General features: G+C 44.0%; 16 protein-coding genes. 15 read left to right on the top strand and 1 reads right to left on the bottom strand.

The features are described from left to right. The first annotated feature begins 78 nt into the window (after positions 1 to 78). Together OZ401_RS16920 and OZ401_RS16915 are read left to right on the top strand one after the other, a co-directional pair. Complete coding sequence (locus tag OZ401_RS16920; RefSeq protein ID WP_341471623.1) at positions 79 to 738, top strand: TetR/AcrR family transcriptional regulator; 660 nt, start codon at positions 79 to 81, stop codon at positions 736 to 738. Positions 739 to 894: 156 nt separating this feature from the next. Then, positions 895 to 2,088: a CaiB/BaiF CoA transferase family protein gene (locus OZ401_RS16915; protein WP_341471622.1), complete on the top strand. Its 1,194-nt coding sequence runs from the start codon at positions 895 to 897 to the stop codon at positions 2,086 to 2,088. 103 nt (positions 2,089 to 2,191) lie between these two features. On the opposite strand, the gene OZ401_RS16910 is transcribed toward OZ401_RS16915, so the two are convergent. After that, positions 2,192 to 3,793 (bottom strand): phytoene desaturase family protein, encoded by a 1,602-nt coding sequence (locus OZ401_RS16910; RefSeq protein WP_341471621.1) that lies wholly within the window; start codon positions 3,791 to 3,793, stop codon positions 2,192 to 2,194. A gap of 1,064 nt (positions 3,794 to 4,857) precedes the next feature. On the opposite strand from OZ401_RS16910, the gene OZ401_RS16905 reads away from it, so the two are divergent. From OZ401_RS16905 to OZ401_RS16845, 13 genes are all read left to right on the top strand, one after another. Further along, the gene (locus tag OZ401_RS16905) at positions 4,858 to 5,631 is read left to right on the top strand and encodes a sensor histidine kinase (protein WP_341471620.1); all 774 of its coding nucleotides are present in this window, start codon (positions 4,858 to 4,860) and stop codon (positions 5,629 to 5,631) included. A 13-nt stretch (positions 5,632 to 5,644) separates the two neighbouring features. After that, the gene (locus OZ401_RS16900) at positions 5,645 to 6,364 is read left to right on the top strand and encodes a response regulator (RefSeq protein ID WP_341471619.1); all 720 of its coding nucleotides are present in this window, start codon (positions 5,645 to 5,647) and stop codon (positions 6,362 to 6,364) included. 230 nt (positions 6,365 to 6,594) lie between these two features. After that, positions 6,595 to 6,813: a gas vesicle structural protein GvpA gene (gene gvpA / locus OZ401_RS16895; protein ID WP_341471618.1), complete on the top strand. Its 219-nt coding sequence runs from the start codon at positions 6,595 to 6,597 to the stop codon at positions 6,811 to 6,813. Positions 6,814 to 6,943: 130 nt separating this feature from the next. After that, the gene (locus OZ401_RS16890; protein ID WP_341471617.1) at positions 6,944 to 8,467 is read left to right on the top strand and encodes a hypothetical protein; all 1,524 of its coding nucleotides are present in this window, start codon (positions 6,944 to 6,946) and stop codon (positions 8,465 to 8,467) included. A 118-nt stretch (positions 8,468 to 8,585) separates the two neighbouring features. After that, positions 8,586 to 9,527 carry a gas vesicle protein GvpN gene (gene gvpN / locus OZ401_RS16885; RefSeq protein WP_341471616.1) on the top strand — a complete coding sequence of 314 codons (942 nt, stop codon included), beginning with the start codon at positions 8,586 to 8,588 and terminating at the stop codon, positions 9,525 to 9,527. A gap of 24 nt (positions 9,528 to 9,551) precedes the next feature. Beyond that, positions 9,552 to 9,896 (top strand): hypothetical protein, encoded by a 345-nt coding sequence (locus OZ401_RS16880; protein ID WP_341471615.1) that lies wholly within the window; start codon positions 9,552 to 9,554, stop codon positions 9,894 to 9,896. 11 nt (positions 9,897 to 9,907) lie between these two features. Beyond that, on the top strand, positions 9,908 to 10,693 hold the full coding sequence (locus OZ401_RS16875; RefSeq protein WP_341471614.1) for a GvpL/GvpF family gas vesicle protein: 786 nt from the start codon (positions 9,908 to 9,910) through the stop codon (positions 10,691 to 10,693). A 12-nt stretch (positions 10,694 to 10,705) separates the two neighbouring features. Continuing rightward, on the top strand, positions 10,706 to 11,002 hold the full coding sequence (locus OZ401_RS16870) for a gas vesicle protein GvpG (protein WP_341471613.1): 297 nt from the start codon (positions 10,706 to 10,708) through the stop codon (positions 11,000 to 11,002). Beyond that, complete coding sequence (locus OZ401_RS16865) at positions 10,971 to 11,801, top strand: GvpL/GvpF family gas vesicle protein (RefSeq protein WP_341471612.1); 831 nt, start codon at positions 10,971 to 10,973, stop codon at positions 11,799 to 11,801. The genes OZ401_RS16870 and OZ401_RS16865 overlap by 32 nt, the downstream gene beginning before the upstream one ends. Further along, positions 11,801 to 12,082 (top strand): gas vesicle protein GvpJ, encoded by a 282-nt coding sequence (gene gvpJ / locus OZ401_RS16860; RefSeq protein WP_341471611.1) that lies wholly within the window; start codon positions 11,801 to 11,803, stop codon positions 12,080 to 12,082. The genes OZ401_RS16865 and gvpJ overlap by 1 nt, the downstream gene beginning before the upstream one ends. Positions 12,083 to 12,105: 23 nt before the next feature. After that, on the top strand, positions 12,106 to 12,720 hold the full coding sequence (locus tag OZ401_RS16855) for a GvpL/GvpF family gas vesicle protein (RefSeq protein WP_341471610.1): 615 nt from the start codon (positions 12,106 to 12,108) through the stop codon (positions 12,718 to 12,720). A gap of 11 nt (positions 12,721 to 12,731) precedes the next feature. Next, positions 12,732 to 13,073 (top strand): gas vesicle protein K, encoded by a 342-nt coding sequence (locus tag OZ401_RS16850; protein ID WP_341471609.1) that lies wholly within the window; start codon positions 12,732 to 12,734, stop codon positions 13,071 to 13,073. Positions 13,074 to 13,088: 15 nt separating this feature from the next. Then, positions 13,089 to 13,355, top strand: coding sequence for a gas vesicle protein (locus OZ401_RS16845; RefSeq protein WP_341471608.1), 267 nt, complete (start codon positions 13,089 to 13,091; stop codon positions 13,353 to 13,355). Positions 13,356 to 13,359 lie beyond the last annotated feature (4 nt).

The following is a 13,359-nucleotide window of genomic DNA, read 5'->3' as shown; positions in this document are numbered from 1 at the left end:
TTTATAATAATATAAAACCGACTGAGCGGTTTTATATAAATAACCCGCACTAATTTCCCATAAAATCTAGGCTTAACAATGCCCAAACTCGGTGTAGAGGAAGAACGCAAAGAAAAAATAATGATGGCAGCGCGGCTTTGTTTTGCCCGCAAAGGCTATGACCTGACCACCATCGAGGATATAATTACCGAGAGCGGTATCAGTAAGGGTGGCATTTACTACTGGTTTAATAACAAGCATGAAATATTTTTGACCCTGTTGGAATTGTGGGTTGAAGATGTTACAGCCCATTTCCAGAAGGTTAGTGAAGCCCCCGCCGATTTTTTCCAGCGCCTTGAAGCCCTAACCCGTATCGCTGGAGAACTGGTAAAACAAGAAGAAGAATTGGCTCGCCGTTACAATTTTGATGTAATGGGGCGGCTTTTCGTTCAATTCTTGCATCAGGCGATGGTTGACCCGACCGTACAGGTGCAACTTGAGAAAATGTACTCTTTTCTGGATAGTTTGCATGCTAGACTAATCCGGGAAGCAATTGATGTTGGGCAAATCCGGGCGGTTGATGCCGAATCAGTCGCTCTTTTGATAACAGCCGTTTATGATGGGGTCAATATCAGGGCAATGGCTGATCGTCGTGCCCTTGATCGTCGTCGTCTTAATCGGGTATTTCTGGAACTTTTCAAAGCCTATCTGGGCAATGAAGCAGGTGATGTGAAAGGAGGTTTGAGCGCAGGGTATTAAATTAAGAAAATCTATTGAAGAATCAACTTTAGATTGTGCAAATAATCATGCGGGTGGTAAATACTACCCGCAATATTTTTGTTTGACCACATTGCAAAATTGCACTAAAATTTTGAAATAGTCACTTATTTATTAAGGGGAAATAATTTAGAAGCTATGCCAAAAGCCCTTGAAGGTGTAAAAATTCTCGATTTGAGCCGGATTCTGGCGGGTCCTTACTGTACCCAGATTCTAGGCGATTTGGGTGCAGAGATTATTAAGGTAGAGCAACCCGGTTTGGGCGATGGTAGCCGTGCTTGGGGACCTCCCTTTGCTGGAGGTGAAGCGGCTTATTATCTGTGTGTCAACCGCAATAAGCGCAGCATTACCTTGAATCTGAAAAAAGAAAAAGGGCGCGACTTACTACGTAAGCTCGTCAAGGAAGCCGATGTACTGGTCGAGAATTTTAAATTCGGTGATATGGCAAGCATGGGGCTTGATTATGAGAGTCTTAACAAGCTAAACCCTTCGCTTATTTATTGCACTATTAGTGGCTATGGTTCGGTTGGTCCTTATAAAGAACGACCGGGTTATGATTTTGTTTTGCAAGCTGAAACCGGCATTATGAGCATCACCGGCGAAGCCGAAGGCGATCCGATGAAAGTGGGCGTAGCTTTAGTTGACATAACTACAGGGTTATACGCAGCTAACGCCATTCTGGCGGCGCTTTTCGCCCGCGAACGTTCTCCAGAAAAGCGCGGTCAAAAGGTCGAGGTGTCACTGTATGAGTGTGCGCTGGCATGGCTGGCAAATATCGCCAGCAGCTATCTTGTGACTGATAAGCTACCACTCCGCTATGGAAACGCTCATGCTACGGTTGTGCCCTACCAACCTTTCCACACCGCTGATACAAGCATTGCGGTGGGAATCGGCACGGATAATCAGTTTGCCAAGTTTTGCAAGTTGGCAGGCTGTTCTGAATTAGCAGAAGACCCGCGCTTTAAAGAAAACCAGAACCGGGTGCGAAACCGAGAGATGCTGGTTCCCTTGTTGCAAGCAATTTTCCTGAATCGTCCCACTGCCGAATGGCTCAAACTGATGATTGCAACTGATATTCCGGCAGGTGCAATAAATACCCTCGACCGAGTTTTTAGCGATCCGCATACCCTTGCACTTGAAATCGTCAAGGAAATTGAGCACCCCACTGCCGGAATCTTAAAAGTGGTGGGGTCGCCTATTCACATGAGCGAAACTCCGCCTACAATAAAGTATGCGCCACCGTTGCTAGGGCAACATACCGCGCAAATTTTAGCGGAACTGGGCTATTCCCCGCTCCAGATGGAAGAGTTAAAAAACGAAGGGATTTTATAGCACTTTTAATTTCTTCAAATAACTAATTATTTTCAGAGAAAATGAAAAATCCCCCGCTAATTTTAATGCAAAGAAACGGGGGAGAATCTATATAAAGGCAGGTTTAGCGGTGCAGGTCTGTCAGCATTACTTGTGCGGCGTTATAACCGGAAGCGGCGCTAACTCCACCCCCCGGATGCGTGCTTGCTCCGGTTAGATAAAGACCTTTTATCGGAGTGCGATAATTGGCAAGCTGGGAGAATGGTCTCCAGAAAAACATTTGCTTGAGCGACATATCAACATGCATCAGATTACCCTTCAACAGCCCGTTGATTCGCTCAAGATCAACCGGAGTTTTGATATAAATTCCCTCTACTTCTTTTCGGAAGCCGGGGGCATATTCTTCAACTACCTCCAGACATTTCTCGGCTTCTCTCTCGCGTATATCTTCCCAATGCTCGCCATTTGACAATCGGTAGGGGTGAGTTTGCGCCCAAATATAAAAGGCATGGTTGCCCTTTGGTGCCAATGTATCATCTATCACGCTAGGAGTCATGGCAATTACGGCAGGCTTACTAGGCGGCAAACCTTTTTCAGCCTCGTCGTAGGTACGCTGCAAATATTCGATTGAGGGGCATAACAGTTGCATTCCTCGGTGCTGTTCTCCCGCTTGCACTTTTCCATCTACCATCACGCTTGGCAATGCATTATAATTGGGTAGGTTGTTGACGGTGCACCGCAGCGTCATGCCAAAACCGTCTGACACCTTGATTTTTTCAACCTTATTCTGAAATTTGGAATTGAGCGTGCCTTGTGGTAATAAATCCAGCAAGGTAGTTTGTACATGCGCGTTGGAAACTACTACCGGGGCGTAAAACCGCTCTCCATTATCAAGTTCAACCCCCTTGATTATTCCTTGCTCTACAAGTAGTTGCTTTACTTCGGCGCAAGTCTGTACCTCGCCGCCGTAATGTTCGAGGCAGCGCGCCATAGCTTGAGTGAGCATGCCGCTGCCACCGCGTGGGCGACGTACTCCCAGCATATGATACAGGCTTTGTTGCATTGCCATTAGCTCGCCGCTTGCCATTTCTTTCGGACCGGGACCACTTTGTGCGCCTAGCCAAGCTAAAGCCCCTCGCACTTCCGGCGACTCGAAGGTGCGCTCAATAACTTTGCCGTAGGGACTGAGGATGTCGCGCAACATAAAAGGATTAATACCCATTCTGGTGAATTCGCCCCGATGTTTTATTTCGCGCGGTATTATCTTTTTTGCTACTTGGGAGATTCGTGGGGGGGTGCAAAAGACTTCCATTATAGTTTCGTTGAATTTCATCCAACGCCGCATAAATTTGCGATAGGCTTCGGCATCGTGTGGTGAAAAACGGGCGATGGTTTCGGCGGTGCGGTCAACATCGCGATAAAAAATTATATAGTTTCCGTTCGGAAAAGGTGCAAAAGCCCAAGGGTCAACATCTATATATTCAAGCCCGAATTTCTCAAGTTCAAGTTCGCTTACGACAGGTGTCCCGTGAATAACTACGTGAAAACTGCTACAAGTATCGAGCTTGAAACCGGGAAAAATATCGCTTTCGGTGACTACTGCTCCACCCACAATATTACGCCTTTCCAATGCTAATACCTTGTACCCGGCTTTAGCCAAGTAGCAAGCTGCCGCCAACCCGTTGTGCCCTGCCCCGACTAGAATTACATCAAATTGATTTGTCATTTAATTTCTCAGTTCTGGGAGATATAATTTATCAAAAAGCAGCAATTTAGATGGACTAAGTATATCAGGAATTATTATAATTTGTGAAGTTAGTCACTAAAAGCCCCTCTTTCATTGGTAAAAACCTCTTGAAAACCCCACAATTATTAAACAAACCATCCTATTTTAGGGTTACTTATATTAAACAACAAATTTTCGAATCGACAAAAAACAACTTAGAATAGAATCCAGTATTTAGAATAGAAATAATAATCCAAGCACATTAAAATATAATTTACAATAATATATTAATATGCTTAGAGTTTTTATTAAGATACAATTATTTAAAACAGCTACTTATAGCAAAAGGCAAGTTAAAGTTTGTAGTGCGTGCTTTTGGTATTTACAATGGATATATGGTGACTTGCCGTACTATTTCATAAGATATTTGAACTCGAAATATCTACTTTAACTTAATTCCTATACAACATTACTTCAGAATCAAGCATTAAAAAATGCTCAATCTACCCTATTATAACCAAACCTCTTGCATCCGAGATTTAGATAACTGCGCTGGTTTTGAGAAAAATTATTATAATTGTAGCTACGAGAATATTAATTAAAAATAATTAATTAAAAACGGAGATACATTATAATCCTAGAGGTCATAATCATTATAGATACAATAATTGTAAATATTGTGATCTTTAGTGCATCCATTTAATTAAACGCTTTTAATTAAAAACATTGCTATTGTGTCTATTTCGAACCTGAATTAAAATGAATGGAACTGAGTAGAGATAAGTTTGGGTATACTCAGAAGAAAAATTAAATCTAAATGAGTGATCAAATTTTAATGTAATTTAATTCTGGAATTTTAGTTCTATATTAAGTAACTATACAGATACTCAAATTCGAACCAAATTTTCAGTCTGCTCACTACTACAATCAGTAAAACACCCAAACCTGAGAATCTTAATATTTACTGTTTCGAGTGGTTACTAAACCTTATGAGTTAAAATACATTAAAATTTCGCCAATATCCAGATCGCAGATTTTTCTCTGATCAGAATAATAGGGCGGTAATGGTAATCCGTAACGATAGAAACAAGGATCGTGACAATGACGCTGATTCTGGTAACCAGCTTGATGCATCAGAAGCAGTAGAATTTGAGTTGAATAATTTTGTCAGTAACGGATATGATGCAGTCAAAGTTATTCAACAACTTATTAGGTCTCACGAGCGTGAGATTCGCCGGGTATGCTATGATATTCATGATGGGGTTGCCCAAACCCTAATACCCGTACTCCACTACTTACAAATCCTCGAGAATCTCCCTCCAGAACGCCGTGATGAATATACGAATTTGATATTAAAGGCTCGTATACTAGTGCAACAGGCATTAGGCGAAGCCAGAGCCGTAATTGAAGGGTTACGCCTAGATGATTTAGGAAACCTGAGTCTCTTAGATGCTCTTCAACTTGAGCTACAACGTTGCAAGGAAGAGCAAGGTTGGGCATACGAATTTGAAGCCGAAGAACCTGATATTCCCCGTGATCATCAAGAAAAAATATATAGCATTCTAAAAGAAGGTTTAAATAACATTCGCAAGCATGCTGCTGCCAAACGGGTTGAATTGCATATGATGTTCCTTGAGGATGGTAGTTTCGAAATTGTATTGCGAGATTGGGGTGTCGGTATTGACCCAAAGAAAATCAGGAGGAATGGCAAAGGTGGTTTAGGACTGATAGCAATGCAAGAACGTGCTCAGGAAATTGGAGCAACACTTGAATTGAGCAGTATGAAGAACCAAGGCACAACAATACGCTTAAACCTTCCAGTAGATAAATCAGAATGATGAGGGCATCGCTATGATAAGTCAAACAGATGACTATTTTCAAGAATCTGTAATTACATCCTACTCCCCATCTACCCCAATCACTGTGCTAATTGTAGATGACCATCAAATAGTATTGGAAGGACTTCGATCAATTTTGAGCGAAGATCCTGGGGTTAGTGTAGTAGGTGAGGCACGAGATGGAGCTGAGGCTATTGCACAGGCATTAAAATATAAACCCAATGTAATATTGATGGATATAATGATGCCTGGTATGAACGGTATTGAGGCTACAATCCGCCTTAAAGCCCAATTACCCTGTACTAGGGTAGTAATGCTTACTATGTATAGTGCCGACACGAATATCATCGAATCGGTCAGGGCAGGGGCAGTAGGGTATGTATTAAAAGACGCTTCGAAGGAATTGCTCTGTGAAACGATTCGGAATGCTAATGCTGGTCATGTGCTGGTGAAAAGCGAAATGCTCCGCCATGCGCTTACGGTTATGGCAAATGTACGTGGGCAAGCGCTGGCACGCGGCGGTGAGGGTCTAGCAAATTATCATCTCAGCGAGCGAGAGTTGGATGTGTTAAAGCTGGTTACAGAGGGCTGGACTAATCGTCAGATTGGAACAAGTTTGATGATTTCAGAAGAGACAGTTAAAAAGCACATGCAGAATATTATTACCAAATTGGGGGCGCAAGATCGCACCAATGCAGCGGTCAAAGCAATCCGCTCAGGGCTGGTGAATTAAAAAAAATTAGCACCATTACCCAAGTCAGGTATTACCCAAATAGGTAGTATCAAATGGGTAGGACGGAATGGCTTAAGAGAGTAATAGTATTAAACAAGAGAGTAAGGCATAGTAGTACTGTAAGAAAAGAGAGTTGGGGCGCAGTCAGGAAACTGCTGCACCGAAATGAAACTTACGGATTAACTAACTAATTATTACCTAAAACTTGTTTTGGGAAAGGAGCCACTATCATGGCAGTCGAGAAAACCAATTCATCCAGCAGCCTCGTCGAAGTTATTGACCGCATTTTGGACAAAGGTATCGTAATTGATGCTTGGGCTCGTGTATCTTTGGTAGGTATTGAACTTTTAGCAATTGAAGCCCGTGTAGTTATTGCTTCGGTTGAGACTTATTTGAAGTATGCTGAGGCCATCGGTTTAACCCAAACCGTTGCTGCCCCCGCCGCCTAATACTTTCTCTGGCATTTGAACTTTAGGGGCGCTCACACATTATCCTCAAGGGTAAGTGGAGCGCCCTTACAAGTCCTAGTAACTGAAAAGTTAAATGTCGTCACGCTAGATTAGAGAAAGGTGCAGGCTGATGATAACTGAAAAAGATCCCAACTCTCCTAAATACGTCCTCGATCTACAAAGCGAAGTTAGCGGTCTAATGAGCGAACTTGTCAGGGAACGCGTTGAATTTTCTATCAAGCTTCGTGATAATCTTGCTGAACAACGTAAAGCCCGAACACAAAGTGTTGCTGACATGCTTGCTAATTTTGCTAAAGAACGTGCCGAACGTGCTAGTGAGATGCGCGAGAATCTAAACCGGAATAGAGCCAGTAGAGCCGAAGAGGTAGCCGAAGATATACAAAATTTGCGTGGGCAACGGGCTGTTCTACACCAAGAATTGCATGAAAACCTAGCCGCAGATTTTGCTGATCGCGCTGCCGACCTTGCAGAATTACTGGGTCACTTCTCGGCGAATCGCCAGAGTCAAGCCAGGGATCAGGATGAGAAATTAAAGTCCGATCGGGTATCGATGCTCACGGAGATCAGTAATCTGCTCCAGAGTTTCATGTCAGATAGGGCCGAAATGTCAGAAGAATTGCACCAGACCTTGCAGACAAATGCCAACAACCGCCGGCAAAGCGTAGATGAGTTTTTGAAGGACACTGGTTCTTCCAGAACAACATTTTCCGCTGAACAGGCTGTAAAGTTGCAATCCGACCGGCTTGCGTTGCTCAATCAGATGCTGGATATGCTAAACGGCTACCAGACTACGCGGGCAGAAAAAGCAAGCGAACAGGAACAGCAGCTAAAAGCAGATTCACAGAATCGGAAACAGAGTGTTGATGATTTTCTGAATGACACCTCTGCTTCCAGAGCTAGTGGTGCAGAAAAACAGGCTGAAGAGCTTCAAAATGACAGAATGGAATTACTATCGAATATTTTGGATATGCTTCGCAACTTCCAGGGTAGTCGCTTCCAGATGTCAAATGATTTGCACCAGCAACTCAGAACAGACTCTCTCATCCGCCACAATAGCGTCGAAGAATTTACAAGAGTAGCGAACGCCTCCCGCGTTGCCGCCTCTATGGAGCAAGCTGCAAAGCTGCGCCAGAATGTATTGCAAAGGCTTACTGAAGTTGCCGCGTTACTGGCAGGGTTCCGCAATGAGCGGTTCGGTACTACACCCGAAACTACGCCTGCTCCCGCAACCAAAAAGCCTGAACCTAAACCGCAACCTGAGTTAAAAGTAGAGAGTACTCCGGTAGAAGTGCCAGCCAAACCTGCCGAGCCTGAACCGCCCGTCACTATGGTGGCAGAGGTTACTCCTGTGGTAGAGCCTAAAAGTGAAGCAATAGAATCCGTCACGCCGGTTGTTAAACCTGAACCCGAAGCAGTGATGAGTATAGCTGAAACTAACCACACTAGTACGCTTATTGGAACCGCTGATATTTTCTCTCTTCTGGCATTAAACCCAGATGGGCTAACTAATGAGGAACTGGAACATCATTTCCTACCTCTAGGGCTAAGCCGCCAACAACTCAGATCCCATCTCAAAAAACTGATGGAGAGTGGTAAAGTGCGAAAGAGTGACAAGGTTTACCTGGCAATATGATTTGAAGGGTGCAATTGGTAAATATTCCGATTGCACCCTTACCTGTCGATAATTAAATTTCGTCTTAAACTACCGGCACCTGCCGGGTTTTCTGTGCTTTGGGGAAGGAATACTGACCATGGCTACTAATGCGACTGTATCAATTAATACTCCGCCTCCGCCCGTACTAAATTTAAGACCCCGCAGCGGATTTGCAAATACTCCCTTTATCCAAGAATTAATGGAACGAGGCATGGCTTATATCAAAGCCGGATTTGCTGTTCATTTCTGTGGGCCAAGTGGCAGTGGTAAAACTACTCTGGCAATGCATCTAGCTAACCTGTTAGGGCAGCCTTTAATGCTTTTAACCGGCGATGATCAGTTTGGCACCTCCGACTTAGTGGGTGGACAATTTGGTTACAGACGCCGCAAAGTAGTGGATAATTTCGTACATAATGTGCTTAAGACCGAAGAAGATATGACCCAACGCTGGGCTGATAGCCGTCTGACGATTGCTTGCCGCGAAGGTTATACTTTGGTATATGATGAATTTACCCGTTCCCGCCCAGAAGCTAACAATGTTTTGCTTTCGGTTCTGGAAGAGAAATTAATGGTGCTACCGGTAGCACGTGCTGGCAATAGCTACTTAAAAGTACATCCCAATTTCGCTGCTATTTTTACCAGCAATCCAGAAGACTATGCCGGAGTTCATAAAACTCAGGACGCGCTACGCGACCGCATGATAACTATATATTTAGATTATTTTGACAAACCCACCGAAACGCTTATTACTTCAAATCGCGCCGGTATGGATGTTGAACGCGCCGAACGAATCGTTAGTCTGGTTCGAGCTTTTCGTGAACAAAGTACTGGAGAACTTAAACCCACCGTACGGGCTGCCATTATGATTGCAAAAGTGGTAGAATTACAGAAATTTGAAGTAAGTGCCCATGATACGCACTTCTTGCAAGTTTGCTTTGATGTATTGGGTGGCGGTTTGCTACGTAGCTCTGGTTTACATCCACTCGAAAGACTAAAACATCGCCAGATAATTGCGCAACTGGCTGAAGAATTTTGTTAGGATTAATAGATAAAGGGGAGTGTCATGAAGCCAAAGCAAAAAACCCTCCGCGATACCCAGAACCGTCCTACTTTTAGCGCAATACCCCGCACTTCTGGGTCTATGTTCCTGATGTTGAACCGCTTGGCTACCGAGAGAGAACGGCTTTGTGTGGATGAAGCGGAATTACTAGCTCGGCTGGAACAAAAACGTAGGCGGATTTCCAAGATAGATACTGAGATTGATTATTATCGTAGCCAGATCGATTTATTGAATCGACCACCTGTTCCCAGAGTTGCTCCGGTGAAAAAGCTACCAACTATAGATTCTATCATGCATGGTGATGATGAAGAACCGGAAAATCCGGAACCAGTGATCCTTGAATATTAAGGAGTACTAAAGTGTCTGACGAAGGGGTAAAAAAAACAAAATCGGGCTATAAAGGTCGCTATCTCTATTGCTTTACCTTGTCCGATAACGCTATTCCTGAGTTAGAAATAGCCGGTGTACCTGTTCCTAACTCGCAAGGTGTCACCAGAGTGTATTCGATTATAGTCGGGCGTGTAGCAGCCGTAACAAGTGATTCTCCCATCACCCGCTATAGTATAAATCGTACCAACTTGCTTTCTCACGAAAAAGTGGTTGAGCATGTAATGAATACGGTTAAGGGTCCCGTTCTGCCGGTTAAATTTGGGACAGTTGCCAATTCTGAAAAGGAATTGGTCGAGACGTTGCTAACTAATCGCGAAACAGAACTGGCTGAGCTTCTTGAAAGTTTTAAGCAGCATGTTGAGGTTGGTATAAAAGCGCTCTGGCAACGTGAGCGTATTTTCGCCGAACTTGCTGCTTTGCCAGAAATTCAAAGTATTAGAGCGCGGCTTGGCGAATCGCAACAGGATAAAATTGAGCTAGGACAAACGGTTGAACGTGCGCTGAATGATTTGCGAGAAAGAGACGCTCAACTGATTCTAGCGCGTTTGGAACCGTTGGCTAGAGAGGTAAAACTCAATGCAATTACGCTTGATATGCTGGTGTTGAATGCCTCTTTCCTAGTAGATAACGAAAAAGAAACTGCCTTTGATGAGGCTGTAAATGCTCTGGATGACGAACTGGGAGGAAGGTTGACTCTCAAGTACGCAGGCCCACTTCCGCCGTATAATTTTGTACATTTTAATCTTGGACTATAGGAGTATCAAAAGATGGGACTCATAACCGGAATTGCAAGTAGCCCCTACAAAGGAGTAATGTTTGTACTTGAGCAGATAAGAAAGTCGGTAGATCGCGAACTCTACGATGAGACTGTCTGGCAGCAAAAACTTCTTGATCTCCAGATGCGCTATGATTTGGGTGAAGTAGATCAAGCCGGCTATGAGGCTCAAGAGCAACAGATTATGGAACAACTGGACCTTATTAACTCTCTTTGGTTCGGTGAAACCGACGAAGAAGAGGAAGAGGACGAAGAATATGACACCGGCCAGTTCATTCACAACAACTGATACAGCCCGTTATGTGTTCGGACTAATGCTCGGTACCGCATGCCCCAAATTGGTTGGGTTTGGGGATGCCCCTCTAGAAATAGTTTTTGAGCAAGATGGTATAAGCGCAGTTGGTTGTGAAGTTAGCTTGGATGAATTTGGACAGGATGTGGTTTCCGAGCGTATGGAGGATATGGATTGGGTTGGCGAAATTGCGACAATCCACTTTGCCACATGCGATAAGATTTTCCAAGAGTCCAAAAATTTCTTGCCCTTCCGCCTGTTCACCGTTTTTTCTTCACCACAAGCTGTACAAGATTTATTGACGGCTCGCTTCAAGGATTTCCAGTCAGAATTCCAACGATTAGAAGGTAAAGCAGAATTTGGTTTAAAAATCTGGGCCAAAGAAGAATGGCTGGATACTTTTGCCCTTCGTAATGACAAGAATTTGCAAACTCTCTACGCCCAAACTAACCAGAGTGGCGGAAAAAGCTTTTTCTCTGCCAAGAAATATGAATTGGCTATGGCAGAAGCAAAGAAGAAATTGGCTCCACAACTGGGGCAACGCCTAGCAGGCACTTTGAAGAATGTTTTTAGTTTAAGCCCAGAACAGATGAAAACTCTTTCTTTACCTGCTGTAGGTGTAAAAGGTTTCCTGCCTTTGATTAATTTATCCTTGTTGCTTGGTCGTGATCGTCTCGAAGAATTAAAGCTGATGGCAGAACGACTCGATCGGGAAGCGCTGGGAGGCGGTCTGGTGGAGGCGATTGGTCCTTTGCCCCCCTACTCCTTTATCAATCTGGGCGAAGAGGCTATGTAATGGATCCTCAAATATCATCCCCATTTGATTTTTGGTTGGCGGAGGAGGTTCTGGGGCTGCCTTTGGTGGACGAAAATCAACCACCTGATCCCAAAGAAGAAGTAACCTTACTGGAACTGCTCGATAAGCTCTTGACCAAAGGCGTAATATTAAGTGGTGACCTAACCTTATCTATTGCAGGTGTAGATTTACTTTACATCGGTTTGCGGTTAATGGTTTCTACTGCCGAAAAGGCGGTCAGCGTTGGGGCAGTACGTATGAAAAACGGTCGAATTGTATGAAGCTTGAGATCAGGGCTATCAGAATGAAAACAAGCCAAAACCCGGCGCTTCCAAGTGGTTTCGGGGGTGTTGCAGCAGGTGACCTGATGGCTTTGGTAGAAGTTATTACTCCTGATTTCGACCTGACCGATATTGGGCGATTGCGCCGTTATCAGATGGCTATTAACGTATGGTGGGATAACGGCAATAATGCAATCCTGCCGGTACGAGCCGGTTCGGTTTTTGAAGGACCGGAAGCAATAGGCAAGGTGTTACTTGAAAACGTCGCCGATTACAAAAGCAGTCTTGTAAAAATCGGTAACAAGTTGCAGATGAGCATCAGGTTTGCCATGCAAAACAAGAAGGAGGCGGAACATGCCTTCGTTTCCGGGCAAAATCGTGGGCTGGATTATATGAAATGGCTATCTCAACGGCAGGCGCATGAAGATCAGCAATTAGTGTTGATCGATGCAGCGGTGAAAAAGCTTTCGAAGCTGGCGGTGGATTACCAATATTATACCCCTACACCCGGGGCTACTTTCGCAGAAGCATCTTTCCTTTTACCGCAAGAGAGACTTGCTGATTTTAAGGATATAATTGGAAGTTGTGAAATACCCGTCGTTGTCACCGGGCCTTTCCCGCCTTATGACTTCGTCTGAGGATAATATTAATGAATAATGAATTGTTGATCGAATCGTTGGCAGAAGAATTGCAACAAACCGTCAACGACCATCTAAAAAACGATAAAATCGCGCGGATAGATGCGTCACCAAATGATGTGGAACAAGGGCTAGCCAAACTGGTACTGACTTTAATTGAACTATTGCGCCAGTTATTGGAACGGCAAGCAGTCAGACGAGTAGAGGGCGGTTCCTTGACCGATGCTGAAATCGAGCGAATGGGTGACACCTTTATCCGGCTCGAAGCACGCATGAAAGAATTGAAAGAAATATTCGGTTTACAGGATGAAGAATTGAACCTGAACCTGGGCCCGCTGGGCAACTTACTTTAGATCGGAGATACTCCTATGGCAGTTCAAAGTGGCATTCAAACAACTAACTTGGCAGATATTCTCGAAAGAGTACTTGATAAAGGAATCGTAATAGCGGGTGATATCACAATTGCTTTGGCTCAAGTCGAATTGGTTAGCATAAAAATTCGCTTGGTGATAGCCTCTGTAGATAAAGCAATGGAAATGGGCATTAATTGGTGGCAACAAGATCCTTTCCTTAGTGCAAATGCAATTACACCTAAACAATTGTCCGAAAAAGAAGAAGTGGTGCCGGCGGAATAATTGG

Source organism: Candidatus Chlorohelix allophototropha (assembly GCF_030389965.1).
Classification (GTDB): domain Bacteria; phylum Chloroflexota; class Chloroflexia; order Chloroheliales; family Chloroheliaceae; genus Chlorohelix; species Chlorohelix allophototropha.
Note: the sequence above shows the minus strand (reverse complement) of the source record. Positions and strands in the feature narration are given on the sequence as shown.

Excerpts from the sequence above, each read along its gene's own strand:
- OZ401_RS16920 (WP_341471623.1), top strand. The coding sequence starts at position 79 with ATGCCCAAACTCGGTGTAGAGGAAGAACGCAAAGAAAAAATAATGATG.
- OZ401_RS16915 (WP_341471622.1), top strand. The coding sequence starts at position 895 with ATGCCAAAAGCCCTTGAAGGTGTAAAAATTCTCGATTTGAGCCGGATT.
- OZ401_RS16910 (WP_341471621.1), bottom strand. The coding sequence starts at position 3,793 with ATGACAAATCAATTTGATGTAATTCTAGTCGGGGCAGGGCACAACGGG.
- OZ401_RS16905 (WP_341471620.1), top strand. The coding sequence starts at position 4,858 with ATGGTAATCCGTAACGATAGAAACAAGGATCGTGACAATGACGCTGAT.
- OZ401_RS16900 (WP_341471619.1), top strand. The coding sequence starts at position 5,645 with ATGATAAGTCAAACAGATGACTATTTTCAAGAATCTGTAATTACATCC.
- gvpA (WP_341471618.1), top strand. The coding sequence starts at position 6,595 with ATGGCAGTCGAGAAAACCAATTCATCCAGCAGCCTCGTCGAAGTTATT.
- OZ401_RS16890 (WP_341471617.1), top strand. The coding sequence starts at position 6,944 with ATGATAACTGAAAAAGATCCCAACTCTCCTAAATACGTCCTCGATCTA.
- gvpN (WP_341471616.1), top strand. The coding sequence starts at position 8,586 with ATGGCTACTAATGCGACTGTATCAATTAATACTCCGCCTCCGCCCGTA.
- OZ401_RS16880 (WP_341471615.1), top strand. The coding sequence starts at position 9,552 with ATGAAGCCAAAGCAAAAAACCCTCCGCGATACCCAGAACCGTCCTACT.
- OZ401_RS16870 (WP_341471613.1), top strand. The coding sequence starts at position 10,706 with ATGGGACTCATAACCGGAATTGCAAGTAGCCCCTACAAAGGAGTAATG.
- OZ401_RS16865 (WP_341471612.1), top strand. The coding sequence starts at position 10,971 with ATGACACCGGCCAGTTCATTCACAACAACTGATACAGCCCGTTATGTG.
- gvpJ (WP_341471611.1), top strand. The coding sequence starts at position 11,801 with ATGGATCCTCAAATATCATCCCCATTTGATTTTTGGTTGGCGGAGGAG.
- OZ401_RS16855 (WP_341471610.1), top strand. The coding sequence starts at position 12,106 with ATGAAAACAAGCCAAAACCCGGCGCTTCCAAGTGGTTTCGGGGGTGTT.
- OZ401_RS16850 (WP_341471609.1), top strand. The coding sequence starts at position 12,732 with ATGAATAATGAATTGTTGATCGAATCGTTGGCAGAAGAATTGCAACAA.
- OZ401_RS16845 (WP_341471608.1), top strand. The coding sequence starts at position 13,089 with ATGGCAGTTCAAAGTGGCATTCAAACAACTAACTTGGCAGATATTCTC.